Annotated in this window: 15 protein-coding genes and 2 pseudogenes; 1 reads left to right on the top strand and 16 read right to left on the bottom strand. The window is 72.7% G+C overall.

Annotated features, from left to right (window positions below; translation table 11 throughout):
• Positions 1 to 126: 126 nt before the first annotated feature.
• From cls to tilS, 16 genes and pseudogenes are all read right to left on the bottom strand, one after another.
• The gene (gene cls, locus ACGGZK_RS08015) at positions 127 to 1,605 is read right to left on the bottom strand and encodes a cardiolipin synthase (protein WP_395245742.1); all 1,479 of its coding nucleotides are present in this window, start codon (positions 1,603 to 1,605) and stop codon (positions 127 to 129) included.
• Positions 1,606 to 1,614: 9 nt separating this feature from the next.
• Positions 1,615 to 1,794, bottom strand: coding sequence for a hypothetical protein (locus ACGGZK_RS08010; RefSeq protein WP_395245741.1), 180 nt, complete (start codon positions 1,792 to 1,794; stop codon positions 1,615 to 1,617).
• 75 nt (positions 1,795 to 1,869) lie between these two features.
• Positions 1,870 to 2,019, bottom strand: coding sequence for a hypothetical protein (locus ACGGZK_RS08005; RefSeq protein WP_395245740.1), 150 nt, complete (start codon positions 2,017 to 2,019; stop codon positions 1,870 to 1,872).
• 20 nt (positions 2,020 to 2,039) lie between these two features.
• Complete coding sequence (gene lysS, locus ACGGZK_RS08000) at positions 2,040 to 3,557, bottom strand: lysine--tRNA ligase (RefSeq protein WP_395245739.1); 1,518 nt, start codon at positions 3,555 to 3,557, stop codon at positions 2,040 to 2,042.
• A 91-nt stretch (positions 3,558 to 3,648) separates the two neighbouring features.
• On the bottom strand, positions 3,649 to 4,515 hold the full coding sequence (panC, locus tag ACGGZK_RS07995; protein WP_395245738.1) for a pantoate--beta-alanine ligase: 867 nt from the start codon (positions 4,513 to 4,515) through the stop codon (positions 3,649 to 3,651).
• A complete protein-coding gene (locus ACGGZK_RS07990; protein WP_395245737.1) occupies positions 4,512 to 5,267 on the bottom strand; it encodes a DUF2520 domain-containing protein in 756 nt (251 codons plus the stop codon). Before ACGGZK_RS07990 ends, panC begins: the two co-directional genes overlap by 4 nt.
• A complete protein-coding gene (locus tag ACGGZK_RS07985) occupies positions 5,260 to 6,984 on the bottom strand; it encodes a PH domain-containing protein (protein WP_395245736.1) in 1,725 nt (574 codons plus the stop codon). The genes ACGGZK_RS07990 and ACGGZK_RS07985 overlap by 8 nt, the downstream gene beginning before the upstream one ends.
• Positions 6,981 to 7,424 (bottom strand): PH domain-containing protein, encoded by a 444-nt coding sequence (locus ACGGZK_RS07980; protein ID WP_395246051.1) that lies wholly within the window; start codon positions 7,422 to 7,424, stop codon positions 6,981 to 6,983. The genes ACGGZK_RS07985 and ACGGZK_RS07980 overlap by 4 nt, the downstream gene beginning before the upstream one ends.
• A 228-nt stretch (positions 7,425 to 7,652) precedes the next feature.
• Positions 7,653 to 8,036 (bottom strand): annotated as a pseudogene (locus ACGGZK_RS07975) (DUF3180 family protein); the annotation flags it as partial.
• Positions 8,037 to 8,068: 32 nt separating this feature from the next.
• Positions 8,069 to 8,455, bottom strand: coding sequence for a 2-amino-4-hydroxy-6-hydroxymethyldihydropteridine diphosphokinase (gene folK / locus ACGGZK_RS07970; RefSeq protein ID WP_395246050.1), 387 nt, complete (start codon positions 8,453 to 8,455; stop codon positions 8,069 to 8,071).
• Between the two features lie 208 nt (positions 8,456 to 8,663).
• Positions 8,664 to 8,882, bottom strand: a pseudogene (locus tag ACGGZK_RS07965) (dihydroneopterin aldolase); the annotation flags it as partial.
• Positions 8,883 to 8,934: 52 nt separating this feature from the next.
• A complete protein-coding gene (gene folP / locus ACGGZK_RS07960; RefSeq protein WP_395245735.1) occupies positions 8,935 to 9,786 on the bottom strand; it encodes a dihydropteroate synthase in 852 nt (283 codons plus the stop codon).
• Positions 9,779 to 10,429: a GTP cyclohydrolase I gene (gene folE / locus ACGGZK_RS07955; RefSeq protein WP_395245734.1), complete on the bottom strand. Its 651-nt coding sequence runs from the start codon at positions 10,427 to 10,429 to the stop codon at positions 9,779 to 9,781. The genes folP and folE overlap by 8 nt, the downstream gene beginning before the upstream one ends.
• A 57-nt stretch (positions 10,430 to 10,486) precedes the next feature.
• Entirely contained in the window at positions 10,487 to 12,502 is a 2,016-nt protein-coding gene (ftsH, locus tag ACGGZK_RS07950) for an ATP-dependent zinc metalloprotease FtsH (protein WP_395245733.1), read from the bottom strand.
• A 76-nt stretch (positions 12,503 to 12,578) separates the two neighbouring features.
• Positions 12,579 to 13,130, bottom strand: coding sequence for a hypoxanthine phosphoribosyltransferase (gene hpt, locus ACGGZK_RS07945; protein WP_395245732.1), 552 nt, complete (start codon positions 13,128 to 13,130; stop codon positions 12,579 to 12,581).
• A 60-nt stretch (positions 13,131 to 13,190) separates the two neighbouring features.
• Positions 13,191 to 14,273 carry a tRNA lysidine(34) synthetase TilS gene (tilS, locus tag ACGGZK_RS07940; protein WP_395245731.1) on the bottom strand — a complete coding sequence of 361 codons (1,083 nt, stop codon included), beginning with the start codon at positions 14,271 to 14,273 and terminating at the stop codon, positions 13,191 to 13,193.
• A 75-nt stretch (positions 14,274 to 14,348) separates the two neighbouring features.
• Here tilS and ppa point away from each other — a divergent pair, with 75 nt between their 5' ends.
• Positions 14,349 to 14,834, top strand: a complete 486-nt coding sequence (ppa, locus tag ACGGZK_RS07935; protein WP_395245730.1) for an inorganic diphosphatase — start codon at positions 14,349 to 14,351, stop codon at positions 14,832 to 14,834.
• The last annotated feature ends 340 nt before the right edge of the window (positions 14,835 to 15,174 follow it).

The raw sequence follows: 15,174 nt of genomic DNA, 5'->3' as shown, positions 1-15,174 counted from the left end.
CGAGCGTATGGAGCCGCTGTTACCGGCTCGTGTCACGGGGAATACGGTTGCCCATCGGTGGTCGAGCTTGTCGAAACCGGCATTCCGGTCCGCGGGCGGTTTCGACGGGCTCACCCACCGGGGGCGTTACTGCAGCGCGCTCGTCAGGCGCGCGAGGTTGTCGAGCACCGTCGATCGCAGCGGCTGCTGCAGCCACTCGTCGAGCGTCAGCTCGGTGCTCGCCTCGCGATACCCCTGTTCGACCGCCCGCATCTCCGCGACGAACGACGCGCCGCGCACCAGCAGCGAGACCTCCATGTTCAGCTCGAAGGAGCGGATGTCCATGTTGCTCGAGCCGATGACCGCCACGTCCTCGTCGATCGTGAAGTGCTTCGAATGGAGGATGTACGGCGCCTTGTAGAGGTAGATGTGCACGCCCGATCGCAGCAGCGCCTCGTAGTACGACCGCTGCGCGTGGTAGACGAGCGCCTGGTCGCCGATCTCCGACACGAACAGCTCCACGTGCACGCCGCGCTGCACCGCGCCGCTGATCGCGTAGAGCATCGCCTCGTCGGGCACGAAGTACGGGCTCGTGATGATGATGCGCTCCTTCGCCGCGTACAGCAGCGCGAGGAACAGCTTCAGGTTGTTCTCGTTCGAGAACCCCGGACCCGAGGGCACGACCTGGCAGTCGAGGTCCTGCGCCGCGCCCTCCTGCTCGAACGCCGACACGAACTCGTCTCGGCGCGGCGGCTCGCCCGCCTCGAGGTACCAGTCGGTCGCGAAGATCGCGTCGAGGCCCGAGACGATCGGGCCCTCCACCCGCACCACGAGCTCCTTCCACTTGAGCCCGCGCCGGATGTTCGAGCGCTTGTTGTAGCTGCGGTCGATCACGTTCTGCGACCCCATGAACCCGACCTCGCCGTCGACGACGAGGATCTTGCGGTGGTTGCGCAGGTCGGGCCGCTGGTACTTGCCCTTGAGCGGCTGCACCGGCAGCATGAGCTGCCACGCGACGCCCATCGCGGTGAGCCGCTTCAGCGTCTTCCGGTAGCCCTTCACGCGCAGCGAGGCCACGTGGTCGAGGAGCACCCGCACCTCCACGCCGCGCGCGGCGGCCTCGCCGAGCGCGTCGAAGAACCCGGCCGTCGTGGCGTCGTACGCGAAGATGTAGAACTCCGCGTGCACGTACCGCTTCGCCCGTCGGATCTCGTCGGCCATGGCGTCGAGCGAGCCCTGGTAGTCGCCGATCAGGTGCGCGCTGTTCGAGCCGATCAGCGGCATCGCGCCGAGGTTGCGGTTGAGCCGCACCACCCCGGCGAACCACGAGGGCCACGCGGACGAGTCGCTCACCCGCTCGACGCCGTGCGTCGACTCGACGATGTAGCGGTTCACCTCGGCCTGCTTCGCGCGGCGGGCGCGCGGCAGCTTCGGGTTGCCGATGAGGACGAAGAAGAGGATGCCGAGGAACGGGATGAAGAAGATCGCCAGCAGCCACGCCATGCCGGCGGTCGGCCGCCGATTGGGCGGAACGACGATGACCGCGACGACGCGGATGACGATGTCGGCGAGGATGACCGCGATCGCGATGATCGCCGCGGCGTCCGACACGGCTTCCTCCCCCATGCGGGGATGCTAGCCCGCGGGGCGTTCCCGGCCGGCGCGGCGCGCGCGCTCCTCGGCCTCGATCTTGGCGTACGCGTCGCGCTCGTTGCGGTCGGCGTTCAGCACCGCGCGCATCACGAACCAGAAGATGAGGCCGATGAGCACGGTCGGCGCCACCGACCAGATCGCGTTCGCCCAGAAGTCGTCCATAGTGTCCTCAGGATAGTGCGGATGCCTCCGAACCGGCTGGGCGGGGCATCCGACCGGGGTCGCCGCCGGCGCGGATCAGCCCGCGGTGACGATCCCCCAGATGCCGGAGCCGAGCAGGTACAGCCCGATCGCGCCGACGATGATCCAGATCGCGATGCGCGTCGTCGAGGGCTTGTTCGGGTCCTTCTCGGGCTCGAGCTCGCCCTTGGGCAGGTAGTCGTTCATGGTCGCCTCCGCCTCTCCGCCTACTTCACGAGCGGGAACAGGATGGTCTCCCGGATCCCGAGGCCGGTGATCGCCATCAGCAGGCGGTCGATGCCCATGCCCATGCCGCCGGTCGGCGGCATGCCGAATTCGAGCGCCCGCAGGAACTCCTCGTCGAGGCGCATCGCCTCGGGGTCGCCACCGGCGGCGAGCTTCGCCTGCTCGACGAAGCGGTCGCGCTGCACGACGGGGTCGACGAGCTCGGAGTAGCCCGTGGCCAGCTCGAACCCGCGGATGTAGAGGTCCCACTTCTCCACGACGCCCGGGATGCTCCGGTGCCAGCGCACCAGCGGCGAGGTGTCGAGCGGGAAGTCCATGACGAACGTCGGCGCGACGAGCCCCGACTTCACGTGGTGCTCCCAGAGCTCCTCCACGTACTTGCCGGGCAGCGGGTGGTCGATCTCGATGCCCGCGTCGTCGGCCAGCGCCTTCAGCCGCTCGATCGGAGTCTCGGGGGTGATCTCCTCGTCGATCGCCTCGGAGAGCGAGCCGTACATCGAGATGCGCGCCCACTCGCCGCCGAGGTCGTACTCGGTGCCGTCGGCCCACGTCACGACGTGCGAGCCCGACACGGCCAGCGCCGCATCCTGCACGAGCGACTGGGTCAGCTCGGCCATGCCGTGGTAGTCGGTGTACGCCTGGTACGCCTCGAGCATCGCGAACTCGGGCGAGTGCGTCGAGTCGGCGCCCTCGTTGCGGAAGTTGCGGTTGATCTCGAACACGCGCTCGATGCCGCCCACGACGGCGCGCTTCAGGTACAGCTCGGGCGCGATGCGCAGGTACAGCTCGGTGTCGAACGCGTTCGAGTGGGTGACGAAGGGCCGAGCGGATGCCCCGCCGTGCATCACCTGCAGCATCGGGGTCTCGACCTCGATGTAGCCACGGCCGGAGAACGTCTGGCGGAGGCTCGCGTTCACCTTCGCGCGGTCGACGACGTTGCGGCGCGCCTGCTCGCGCGCGATGAGGTCGAGGTAGCGCGAGCGCACCCGCGTCTCCTCGCCGAGGTCGTTGTGCAGGTTCGGCAGCGGCAGGATCGCCTTCGCCGCGATGCGCCACTCCTTCGCCATGATCGACAGCTCGCCGCGGCGGCTCGTGATCACCTCGCCCGAGACGAACAGGTGGTCGCCGAGGTCGACGAGCTCCTTCCACGCCGCGAGCGACTCCTCGCCCACCTCGGCGAGGGACACCATCGCCTGGATGCGGCTGCCGTCGCCCGACTGGAGCGCGGCGAAGCACAGCTTGCCGGTGTTCCGCAGGTGCACCACGCGGCCGGCGACGGCGACGGTCTCGCCGCTCGCCTCGTCGACGCCGAGGCCGACGAACCGGTCGCGCACCTCGGGGATGGTCGCGGTGATCGGCACGCCCACCGGGTAGGCGCCGAGGCCGAGGTCGTCGGATGCCCCGTTCAGGCGGTCGCGCTTGGCGAGCCGCACGGCCTTCTGCTCGGAGATCTCCTCCGGGGTGGGCTCGGGTGCGGCGTCGGTCTGCGTGTCGGCCATGGCTCTCTCTCGTGGCGTCGGAAACGGCACCACAAGCCTACCGGGGGCCGCCTGGGCGCCCGTCGGCGCGGGATCGGCGGTCGAGCCGGGCTCAGCCGAGGGTGATCGGCTGGTTGTCGATGAGGCGCGTCGAGCCCACGCGGGCGGCCACGAGCACGACCGCCGGGCCGGTCGCATCGTCGGCGACGGGCAGGAAGGTGACGGGATCGACCACGACGAGGTAGTCGGGCTGCACGTCCTCGTGGGCGCCGAAGGCGCCCTCCGCCTCGGCGAGCACCTCGGCCGCGCCGGACGGCGCGGCCTGTTCGGCGGCCTTGAGCGACTCGGACAGCGCGAGCGCCGCGCGGCGCTGGTCGGCGTCGAGGTACCGGTTGCGGCTCGACAGGGCGAGGCCGTCGTGCTCGCGGACGGTCGGCACGACCTCGATCTCGATCGGCAGGTCGAGGTCGCGCACCATCCGCTTCACCAGGAAGACCTGCTGCGCGTCCTTCTGGCCGAACAGGGCCACGTCGGGCTGCGCGATGTGCAGGAGCTTCGAGACGACGGTCAGCATGCCGTCGAAGTGGCCGGGGCGCGAAGCGCCCTCGTACAGCGTGCCGACGCTGCCCGCCGCGACCCGCGTCTGCACGTCGCCGTCGGGGTACATCTCGGCCACGGCCGGCGCGAACACGGCGTCGACGCCGGTCTCGGCGAGCGCGGCCAGGTCGGCGTCGAGCGTGCGCGGGTACTTGTCGAGGTCCTCGCTCGGCCCGAACTGCAGCGGGTTGACGAAGATCGACACCACGACGACGTCGGCGAGCTCGGCGGCGCGGCGCACGAGCGCGAGGTGGCCCTCGTGCAGCGCGCCCATCGTCGGGACGAGCGCGACGGATGCCCCGCCCGCACGCCGTTCGGCGAGCAGTGCCCGCAGGTCGGCGATGGTGCTGAGGGTCCGGATCCGCGACGTGAGCTCCGTCACTGGGTACCTCCTGGCGGCCGATCGGTTCCGGCCTCCTCGATGGTAGCGCCGCCGTCCCACGGTCCCGAGTCGTGGCGGGCGAGCGCGTTCTCGACCGCGCTGCGCACGAGCGGCGCGAGCACGGCGCCCGGGCGGGCGACGTCGATCGCGTCGAGCAGCCCGCTCGCCTGGTCGACGATCGCCGTCGAGAACGAGACCGCCGTGTCGATCGCCTCGGCGTACGCCGCGCGGTCGGCCTCGGCGACGACGAACGGCTCGCCGCCCATCTCGACGACGAGCGCCTGCGCGATCGGCAGCACCGGCGCCGGCGCGGTGACCGCGAACCACGTGCCCGCGAGGCGCGCCACGTCGATGGACGTGCCCGTGAAGTCCATGACCGGATGCACCGCGAGCGGGATCGCGCCCGCCCTGCGGGCCGGGTCGAGCACCGCCGTGCCGAAGCCGGGGACCGTGTGCAGCACGAGCTGGCCCGGCTGCCACGCGCCCGCGTCGGCGAGGCCCCGGACGAGGCCCTCGAGCTCGGAGGCCGGCACGGCGAGCAGCACGAGTTCGCTGCGCTCGACGACCTCGGGCACCGGCAGCACCGGCACGTTCGGCAGCATCGCCTCGGCCCGGGTGCGGCTCGCGTCGGACACCGCGGCGACGCCGGTCAGCGCGTGCCCGGCCCCGCCGAGGGCGGCGGCGAGCACCGCGCCCACCTTGCCCGCGCCGATCGTGCCGACGCCGAGCCGCCCGGCGCGCGCCTCACGCATCGCCCGCCTCCGCGCGCGCCACGCCCCAGTGGTGCGAGGTGTCGGCCGCCGCGCGCGACACGGCCTCCGCCGCGATGTGCTCGAACGCCGTGGATGCCTCGTCCCGGTCGACGACCGGCACGGTGACCGTGATCGGCCCGACGACGGTGTGCAGTCGCACGGTCGCGAGCCGGAGCATCCGTCGCAGCGGGCCGGTCTGGACCGCGACCGACTGCAGCCGGGCGAGCGGCACGAACGCGAGCCGGCGCAGCAGCACGCCGTGGCGCACGAGCGCGACGCCGTCGCGCTCCGTCCAGCCGATGCGCCGCCACTGGAACGGGTGCAGCCAGGCCGCCCGGCGCGGAGCGCCGCGGAACCCGCCGTCGGCGCCCCGACCGCGGAGCCCGGGCAGGATCGCCTCCTCGAGGTCGGGCCGCTCGTCGGGCAGCAGCAGGCCGAGCACCCGCCGCACGTCGTCGACGGTGCCCACCGGCAGCACGATCGTGCGGGTCTGCGACTCGGCGTTCGCGCTGATCGCCTGGCCGGCGAGGTTCACGCGCACGCTCCACCAGCCGAACGGCCGCCAGAGCACCCACTGCGTCGCCTCGATCGCGTGCACGCGCCCCGGCGGGATGGTGCGGTTCGCCGTCGACAGCAGGCCGTGGCCGATCCGCACGCCGTCGGGCGTGCCGGCGATGGAGTACCGCAGCGACCGCGTGACCTGCGACCACGCGAAGCTGACGAGGCCGATGACGCCGGGCACGACCGAGAACCAGATCCAGAACCAGCCGTTCAGGATGCCGACCGCGATGAACACGCCCATCGCGACGAGCCAGAGCGTCCAGCCGCCGAGCAGCGTCGACCCGATGACGCGGCCGATCGGCAGGTGCACCACCGACTCCGGCGGCGCGAGGTCGGGGTCGAGCTCGGGGGCGAGGAACTCGTCGACGCGCCGGTTCACCAGGTCGGCGGTGCGGGCCCGGACGCCCGCGGCCTCGCCCGCTGCGCCGGGGAGCGGCGCGCCCGAGGCATCCGTCGCGATCGGGGCATCCGTCGCGATCGGGGCATCCGTCACGCCCGGGGCATCCGTCGCGACCGGGGCGACCGTCGCGCCCGCGCGGCCGGCCGCAGCGACCCGCGCCGCCCGCACGCCCGACGACAGCCGCAGGATGTCGGCCCGCAGCCCGTCGGCGAGCGCCGACCCCAGGTACGACAGCTGCACGTCGCCCGACTGGCCGGCGACCGAGAGCTCGAGCTTCGCCGTGCCGAACAGGCGCGCGAACAGCGGCCGGCTCACGTTCACGCCCTGGATGCGGTCGAGCCGGGCGCTGCGGTGGGAACGGAACACGATGCCGCTGCGCACCTCGACCGCCTCGTCGGTGATGCGGAACGAGTGCATGCGCCACGACAGCCAGAAGCCGATGATCACCAGGATCAGCCCGACGACGAGGCCGAGCAGCGCCCAGCCGAGCCAGCCGTGCGACAGGATCGCGCCGATCGGGTCGTTCGCCCACTCGTTGCGCCAGCCGCCGAACTCGCCGTTCAGCTCGTCGTCGACGTCGGGCGCGAACACCGGGAGGAGGAACTCCGCCAGCCGCTCGCGCAGGTTCGCGACGATGATGCCGAGCACCGCGAGGAACGCCAGGCCGCCGCGCAGCAGCGGGCTCGCGGGGTGCAGGCGGTGCCACTCGCCGTCGGCGAGGCCGGTGCGGGTGGCGGGGGCGGGGGCGTCGGTCACAGCCCGGCCCGGCGCGACTCGGCGAGCGCGACGAGCTCGTCGCGCAGCCGGTCGGCCTCCTCCACGGGCAGGCCCGGCACCGTCACCGCCGTCGCGGCGGCCGCCGTCACGAACTTCAGCTCGGCGAGGCCGAGGGCGCGCGCGACCGGGCCGCGCGTGATGTCGACGAGCTGCATGCGCCCGTACGGCACCGCGACCTGGCGCTGGAACATGATGCCGCGGCGGAAGAGCAGGTCGTCGTCGCGCAGCCGGTAGCGGATGGATCGCACGCGCCGGGGCTCGAGCGAGATCGACACCACGGCGAACACGACGACCGCGATCGCGGCCCAGAGCGCCCACCACAGGTCGATCACGAAGTACCCGATGAGCAGCGCCGCGACGATGACGACCGTGCCGATGAGCGAGCCGATCACCTCGACGACGACGTACTTCGGCGACACCCGCCGCCAGTCGGCGTCGACGTGGGCCCGGGTTGCGGATGCCTCGCCGAGCGCGGCCTCGGCCTTGGCCTCGGCCCCGGGCTGCGGCTGCACCGGCGGCTGCGGCTGCGGCTGCCGCTGGAACGGCGGCTCCGGCGCGGGCGTGGAGTCACCGTCGTTGGCGGTCACGTCCGGATCAGGCATGCGCGTGGGTCTCCTCATCGGTCTCGGGGTCGTCGGGGGAAGCGTGCAGAACCACTCGGCGATCAGGCCGCCGGCCAGCAGGAGGCCGGCGCCGATCGCGGTGGCGAGCGCCAGCCACACGTTGCCGAGGCTCGGCACGACCGCGCGGGTCAGCAGGAACAGCGCGAGGCCCACGCCGAACCCGAGCACGAGCGCGCCCGCCAGGCTCGACGCCTTCGCGAGCGCGGCGATCCGCATCGCCCGGAACGGGTCGACCCGCTGCTTCGAGGTGCCGCGCACCGCCCGCCGGATCGGCCAGGCGAGCGCGACGACGATGACCGCGATGAGGCCCAACGTGATGGCGAGCGAGATCGGCGGCACGATCGCGGGCCGCCCGCCGGTCACCACCGCGAGGTCCGTGAGGTATCCGACGACCAGGCCCACGACCGCGGTCACCAGGAGCGTGGACGGGTGCGTGCGCTTCATCGGCGCACCACCGCGTCGGTCGCCGCCGACCGCAGGTCGGCCACCCTCCCCCTGCCGGTCAGCCGCGCGTCGGGGTCGACGTCGAGCCATGGCTGCAGGACGAACGCGCGCTGCCAGGCGCGCGGGTGCGGCAGCGTCAGGCGCTCGTCGTCGAGTTCGATGCCGTCGACGTCGATGAGGTCGAGGTCGAGCGTGCGATCGCCCCAGCGTTCGGCGTCGGGCCCGCGGTCGCGGCCGTGCGCGGCCTCGATCTCGTTCAGCCGGTCGAGCAGGTCGTAGGGGTCGAGCAGGATGTCGAGCAGCGCGACGCCGTTGAGGTAGGCGGGGGCGTCGCGGTCGACGCCGTCGAGCTTGATCGCGGCGGACTCGTAGATCGGCGACACCGCCGCGAGCTCGAACGCCGGGGGTGTCGGCGAGCTCGACCATCGCCTGCGCGATCGTCGCCTCGCGATCGCCGAGGTTCGCGCCGAACGCGACGACGGCGCGGTGCGTGCGGCTCATCGCCGGCCCCGCACGATCGTCACCGCGACATCCGCGAAGGGGACCTTCGATCGGCGCCTGCGGCTTGTGCACCGTGACCTCGACCTCCTCGACGGCGTCGTGCGCGAGCACGACCGCGGCGACCCGCTCGGCGACCGTCTCGATGAGGTCGACCGGGTCGCGCTCGACGGCCGCGACCACCTCCTCGGCGAGCACGCCGTAGTGCACCGTGCGGCCGAGGTCGTCGCCCGTGGCCGCCGGGGCCAGGTCGACGGCCGCGGCGACGTCGATCACGAATTCCTGGCCGTCGCGCCGCTCGAAGTCGAACACGCCGTGGTGCGCGCGCACCCGGAGCCCGGTCAGGGTGATGCGGTCGCGCGTCTCAGCCACGTCGTCCACTCTGCCATGCGGCCACGACGTCGAGCGCGCGCCTCGTTGCCACCACGTCGTGCACGCGAACGCCCCAGGCGCCGCGCTCGGCCGAGAGCGCGCTGACGACCGCGGTCGGCAGGTCGCGGTCCTCCACCGGGGCGGCGTCTGGCAGCATCGCCCCGAGGAACCGCTTGCGGGAGGCCCCGACCAGCACGGGGAACCCGAGCGCCTGGAGCCGGTCGAGCCCCGCGAGGAGCTCCCAGTTCTGCTCGCCGCGCTTGGCGAACCCGAGGCCCGGGTCGAGGATGATCCGCTCCGCGTCGACCCCGGCGGCGACGAGCGCGTCGACCCGCGCCGCGAGCTCGTCGCGCACGTCGCCGACCACGTCGGCGTACTCGGCCAGCCCGTCCATCCGGTCGGAGTGGCCGCGCCAGTGCATGGCGACGTACCGCGCCCCCGAGGCCGCGGCGATCTCGGCCATGGCCGCGTCGGCGAGGCCGGCCGACACGTCGTTGATGATCTCGGCGCCCGCCTCCACCGCGGCGGCGGCGGTCGCGGCGCGCATGGTGTCGACGCTCACCCGGATGCCCCGCCCCACGAGCTCGCGGATGACGGGCACGACCCGGCGCAGCTCCTCGTCGGGCTCGACCCGCGCCGCACCCGGCCGGGTCGACTCGCCGCCGACGTCGACGAGGTCGGCGCCCTGGGCGACGAGCTCGACGCCGTGCGCGATCGCGGCGTCGGCGTCGAACCACCGGCCGCCGTCGCTGAACGAGTCGGGCGTGACGTTCACGACGCCCATGACGAGCGTGCGGGCCGCGGGCGCGGGCGCGGCCGCGGGCGCGGGCGCGGGGTCAGTCATGGGCGTCACCGGCGCCGCCGGCCACCGCCCCGCCCGAGGCATCCGCACCGGAGCGCGCGCCCGCGCCGATGAGCGCGATGATCTCGGCCCGGCCGACCGGGTCGGCGAGCGCGCCGCGGCTGGCGATGGTGACCGTCGAGCTGCGCTGCTGGCGGGCGCCGCGCGCCGTGACGCAGCGGTGCTGCGCGTCGAGCACGACCAGCACGCCGCGGGCGCCGAGGCCCGACTCCAGGGTGTCGGCGATCTCCTCGGCGAGCCGCTCCTGCAGCTGCGGCCGGTTCGCGAGGGTCTCGACGACGGCCGGGATGCGGCCGAGCCCGACGACCCGGTCGCCCGGCAGGTAGGCGACGTGCGCACGCCCGACGAACGGGAGCAGGTGGTGCTCGCACACCGAGCGGAAGTCGAGGTCGCGCAGCACCACCGCGTCGGAGGTCGCCGGCTCGCCGTCGGCCGTCGCCCCCACGGGCACGGAGTCGGCGAGGTGGCTCAGCGGGTCGACGGCGAGGCCGCCGAAGAAGTCGGCGTACGCCTCGGCGACGCGCTGCGGCGTGCGCTCGAGCCCCGGACGGTCGGGATCCTCCCCGATCGCCAGCAGGATCTCGCGCACGGCGCGGGCGATCCGCTCGACGTCCACCTCGGCCATGCTGCTCCCTCGATCGTCAGGCGGTTGCGGAACGGTGCCGCGGTCGGGCCGCCGTCGTCACGCGGTGGCGGGGCGCGGCTTCGTCCGACGTGCGGCGGCCGGCTCCTCGAGCTCGGACTCGTCGGTCGAGTCGATGCCGCCGTCGACCATGCCCTGGTCGATGGGCAGCTTGTCCTCGGGGAACGTGATCGGCGGGATCGACGACACCGGGCGCTTGTCGCTCGAGAGCCACAGCGGACGCTCGGGGAGCTTGCGCACGTCCTTGAAGATCTCGGCGATCTGGTTGTGGTCGAGCGTCTCGTGCTCGAGGAGCTCGGCGGCCAGCTTGTCGAGGATGTCCCGGTTGTCGTTCAGCACCTGCCACGCCTCGTCGTGCGCCTGCTCGATGAGTGCGCGGACCTCGCGGTCGACCGTCTCGGCGATGTCCTCCGAGTAGTCGCGCTGGTGGCCCATGTCGCGGCCGAGGAAGACCTCGCCCTGCGACTGGCCGAGCTTGACGGCGCCGACGTTCGCCGACATGCCGTACTCGGTGACCATCTTGCGCGCGGTGCCCGTGGCCTTCTCGATGTCGTTCGACGCACCGGTCGAGGGGTCGTGGAACACGATCTCCTCGGCGACGCGGCCGCCCATCGCGTAGGTGAGCTGGTCGAGCAGCTCGTTGCGGGTGATCGAGTACTTGTCCTCCAGGGGAAGCACCATCGTGTAGCCGAGGGCGCGGCCGCGCGGGAGGATCGTGATCTTCGTGACCGGGTCGGTGTAGTTCATCGCCGCCGCCGCGAGCGCGTGGCCGCCCTCGTGGTACGCGGTGATGAGCTTCTCCTTGTCCTTCATCACCCGGGTGCGGCGCTGCGGGCCGGCGATCACGCGGTCGACGGCCTCGTCGAGGGCGCGGTTGTCGATGAGCTGCGCGTTCGAGCGCGCCGTGAGCAGCGCGGCCTCGTTCAGCACGTTCGCGAGGTCGGCGCCCGTGAAGCCCGGCGTCTTGCGGGCGAGCACCTCGAGGTCGACGCCCTTCGCGAGCGGCTTGCCCTTCGAGTGCACCTCGAGGATGCGCTGGCGGCCCTTGAGGTCGGGGGCGTCGACGCCGATCTGGCGGTCGAAGCGACCCGGGCGCAGCAGCGCGGGGTCGAGGATGTCGGGGCGGTTCGTCGCCGCGATGAGGATGACGTTCGTCTTGGGGTCGAAGCCGTCCATCTCGACGAGGAGCTGGTTCAGCGTCTGCTCGCGCTCGTCGTGCCCGCCGCCGAGGCCGGCGCCGCGGTGGCGGCCGACCGCGTCGATCTCGTCGACGAAGATGATGGCCGGCGCGTTCTGCTTGGCCTGGTCGAACAGGTCGCGCACGCGGCTCGCGCCGACGCCGACGAACATCTCGACGAAGTCGGAACCCGAGATCGAGTAGAACGGCACGCCCGCCTCGCCGGCGACGGCGCGCGCGAGCAGGGTCTTGCCCGTTCCGGGAGGGCCGTACAGCAGCACGCCCTTGGGGATGCGGGCGCCGACGGCCTGGAACTTGGCCGGGTCCTTGAGGAAGTCCTTGATCTCCTCGAGCTCCTCGATGGCCTCGTCGGAGCCGGCGACGTCGTCGAAGGTGACCTTCGGGCTCTCCTTCGAGACGAGCTTCGCCCGCGACTTGCCGAACTGCATGACGCGGTTGCCGCCGCCCTGCATGCCCGAGAGCATGATCCAGAAGAAGACGCCGATGAGCAGCAGCGGCAGCAGGATGCCGAGCATCGAGAGGAACCAGTTCGGCTGCGGCACCTCGTCGTTGTAGCCGTCGCTCGGGTTCGCGTCGTCGACCGCGGCCACCACGTCGGCGCCGCGAGGCGTCACGTAGTAGAACTGCACCTGCTTGCCGTACTCGTCGTCGGCTTCCTTCAGGGTCAGGTCGACCCGGTTCTCGCCGTCGACGATCTTGACGGCCGCGACCTGGTCCTTCGCGAGGAACTCGAGGCCCTCCTGCGTGGAGACCTGGCGGAATCCCGACTGCATGATCAGGCTCGACCCGATCCACACCGCCACGATGGCGAGCAGGATGTAGATGATCGGCCCGCGCAGGATCTTCTTCGTGTTCATGGTCTTGACAGGCTACCGTCGCACCCCCGGGCGCGCCCGTGTGTTCGCTGAGGGCTGCTCCGAGGGCCGGGGGCTGCTACGAGTAGACGTGCGGCGCGAGCACCGCCACGTCGCGCAGGTTGCGGTACCGCTCGGCGTAGTCGAGCCCGTAGCCGACCACGAACTTGTTCGGGATGTCGAACCCGACGTAGCGCACGTCGACCTCGACCTTGGCCGCCTCGGGCTTGCGGAACAGCGCGCAGATCTCGACCGACTCGGCGCCGCGCGATTCGAGGTTGCCGCGCAGCCAGCTGAGCGTCAGGCCCGAGTCGATGATGTCCTCGACGATGAGCACGTGCCGGCCCTGGATGTCGGTGTCGAGGTCCTTCAGGATGCGGACGACGCCGCTGGAGTGGGTGGAGTTGCCGTAGGACGACACCGCCATCCAGTCCATGTTCAGGTGGCCCTTCATGGCGCGGGCGAGGTCGGCCATCACCATGACGGCGCCCTTCAGCACGCCGACGAGCAGGAGGTCCTGGCCGTCGTAGTCGGCCTCGACGCGTGCCGCGAGCTCGTCGAGCTTCGCGCGGATGTCGGCCTCCGTGTGGAGCACCTCGGTGAGGTCGCCCTCGATGTCGCTGGCCTGCATGCTGCTGCTTCCTCCCCCGTGGTCGGTTCTTCCCCGGCACGAGCCTACGCTGCGACCCGCTCAGTGGTCGTGCGGCAGCACCTCCGTCGAGCCGGTGGTCGAGAACACGACGTGGCGGCCGGCACGGGTGGCGCGGATGCCCCGGGGCAGGTCGATCGGCCCCTGGCCGCTCCAGTCGGTCACGAGCCTGGCCACCTCGAGCGTCTGGGTGCGGCTGAGCGCGACGCCGAACTCGCTCGCGACGACGTGGCGGATGACCCGCTGGCGGATCGCGGCCGGGTTCGCGGCGAGCCATCCGACCGAGATCGCGATGCCCGCCTCGGCGGGCTCGCAGACCTCCTCGATGAACTCCTCGATCTGGTCGCGGAACGCGTCCTCGTCCTCGCGGAGCTGCTCGGCGGTGCGGGCGAGCGCCTCGGCGACGCCGGGACCGAGCTCGGCCTCGAGCAGCGGCAGCACGCGCTCGCGCACCCGGACCCGCGCGTAGGCCGGGTCGACGTTGTGCGGGTCGTCCCACGGGTCGAGGCCGGCTTCGGCGCAGGCCTGCCGGGTCTCGGCGCGGCGAATGCCGAGGAGCGGGCGCGCGTAGCGGCCGGCGCGTGGCGCCATGCCCGCGAGGCTCGCCCCTCCCGACCCGCGGGCGAGCCCGAGCAGCACGGTCTCGGCCTGGTCGTCGAGGGTGTGCGCGAGCAGCACGACCTCGGCGCCGGTCTCCGCGGCGGCCGCGTCGAGCGCGGCGTAGCGGGCGGCGCGGGCGGATGCCTCGGGCCCGTCGCCCTCCGCCACCACGTCGACCCGGCGCACGAGGACCGGGTCGAGGCCGAGCGCCCGCGCCTGCGCGGCGGCGCGGTCGGCGACCTCGGCCGAGGCATCCTGCAGCCCGTGGTCGACGATCACCGCGCCGGCGCGCCAGCCGGCCCGCGGCGCCTCGAACGCGACCCCCGCGGCGAGCGCGAGCGAGTCGGCTCCGCCCGAGAGCGCGACGAGCGCGAGCGGCGCCCGGTGGTCGGGTGGGCCGCCCGCGGCCGTCTCGGGACCCGTGGACGGAAGCACGCCGCGGACGGCGCGCCGGATGTCGGCGATGGGCGGCGTGAGCCGCGGCCGGCGTTCGGGCGAGGCATCCGTGGAGGCGTCGAAAGGCATCGGGGTAACCTTATTCCGCCGATGGCGCGCCCGATCGGGCGGCCCGGCGAGACTTCCACCTGACAGGAGTGCCACATGGGCGAGTACACCGCCGTCATCGAGATCCCCAAGGGGAGCCGCAACAAGTACGAGGTCGATCACGAGACCGGCCGGGTCTTCCTCGACCGCGTGCTCTACACGACCTTCGTGTACCCGACCGACTACGGCTTCTTCGAGCACACGCTCGGCGACGACGGCGACCCGCTGGACGTGCTCGTGCTGCTCGACTACCCGGTGTTCCCGGGCGTGGGCCTGAAGGTGCGCCCCGTGGGCGTGTTCCACATGACCGACGACGGCGGCGGCGACGCGAAGGTCGTCGCGGTGCTCTCGGGCGACCCGCGCTGGAACCACATCCAGGACGTCGACGACATCCCCGAGTTCACCCGCAAGGAGATCGAGCACTTCTTCGAGCACTACAAGGACCTCGAGCCCGGCAAGTGGGTCAAGACCGAGGGCTGGGCGAACGCGGCTGAGGCCGAGGCGCTCATCGCCAAGGCGATCGAGGCGTACCCCGGCCACTGAGCCGCGCGCACCTCGTCACGACACGAGCGGATGCCCCACGGGGCATCCGCTCGTTCGCGTTCCCGGCCGTGGGCGCGCCTGCCCGCCGTCGTGGCGCCGGCGGTTGCGCTGGAGGCGCCGGTGGCGGGCGCGGCGGCGGCGCGGTGGCGCTCGCGCGGACGCGAATGGTCGCAATGGAACCCGTGTAACGACGATTCGCGTCCGCGCGAACGGTGACGGGGCGCGGGGCGTTGCGAGGCGCGCTGGCCGTGGCGGTGGCGGTGACGGTGGCGCCGGCGGTGACGGCGGCGGTGGCGCTCGCGCGGACGCGAACGGTCGGAATCGCACCCGTGAAGCGACG

Origin of the sequence: Agromyces sp. MMS24-K17 (assembly GCF_043950245.1) — a bacterium.
Classification (GTDB): domain Bacteria; phylum Actinomycetota; class Actinomycetes; order Actinomycetales; family Microbacteriaceae; genus Agromyces.
This window is presented reverse-complemented; position numbering and strand designations above follow the sequence as displayed.

What these genes read in the sequence shown, in the direction of transcription:
- ACGGZK_RS07990 (WP_395245737.1), bottom strand. Translation starts at nt 5,267, where the DNA reads ATGCGTGAGGCGCGCGCCGGGCGGCTCGGCGTCGGCACGATCGGCGCG.
- tilS (WP_395245731.1), bottom strand. Translation starts at nt 14,273, where the DNA reads ATGCCTTTCGACGCCTCCACGGATGCCTCGCCCGAACGCCGGCCGCGG.
- ftsH (WP_395245733.1), bottom strand. Translation starts at nt 12,502, where the DNA reads ATGAACACGAAGAAGATCCTGCGCGGGCCGATCATCTACATCCTGCTC.
- ppa (WP_395245730.1), top strand. Translation starts at nt 14,349, where the DNA reads ATGGGCGAGTACACCGCCGTCATCGAGATCCCCAAGGGGAGCCGCAAC.
- ACGGZK_RS08010 (WP_395245741.1), bottom strand. Translation starts at nt 1,794, where the DNA reads ATGGACGACTTCTGGGCGAACGCGATCTGGTCGGTGGCGCCGACCGTG.
- folE (WP_395245734.1), bottom strand. Translation starts at nt 10,429, where the DNA reads ATGGCCGAGGTGGACGTCGAGCGGATCGCCCGCGCCGTGCGCGAGATC.
- ACGGZK_RS08005 (WP_395245740.1), bottom strand. Translation starts at nt 2,019, where the DNA reads ATGAACGACTACCTGCCCAAGGGCGAGCTCGAGCCCGAGAAGGACCCG.
- hpt (WP_395245732.1), bottom strand. Translation starts at nt 13,130, where the DNA reads ATGCAGGCCAGCGACATCGAGGGCGACCTCACCGAGGTGCTCCACACG.
- lysS (WP_395245739.1), bottom strand. Translation starts at nt 3,557, where the DNA reads ATGGCCGACACGCAGACCGACGCCGCACCCGAGCCCACCCCGGAGGAG.
- cls (WP_395245742.1), bottom strand. Translation starts at nt 1,605, where the DNA reads ATGGGGGAGGAAGCCGTGTCGGACGCCGCGGCGATCATCGCGATCGCG.
- folP (WP_395245735.1), bottom strand. Translation starts at nt 9,786, where the DNA reads ATGACTGACCCCGCGCCCGCGCCCGCGGCCGCGCCCGCGCCCGCGGCC.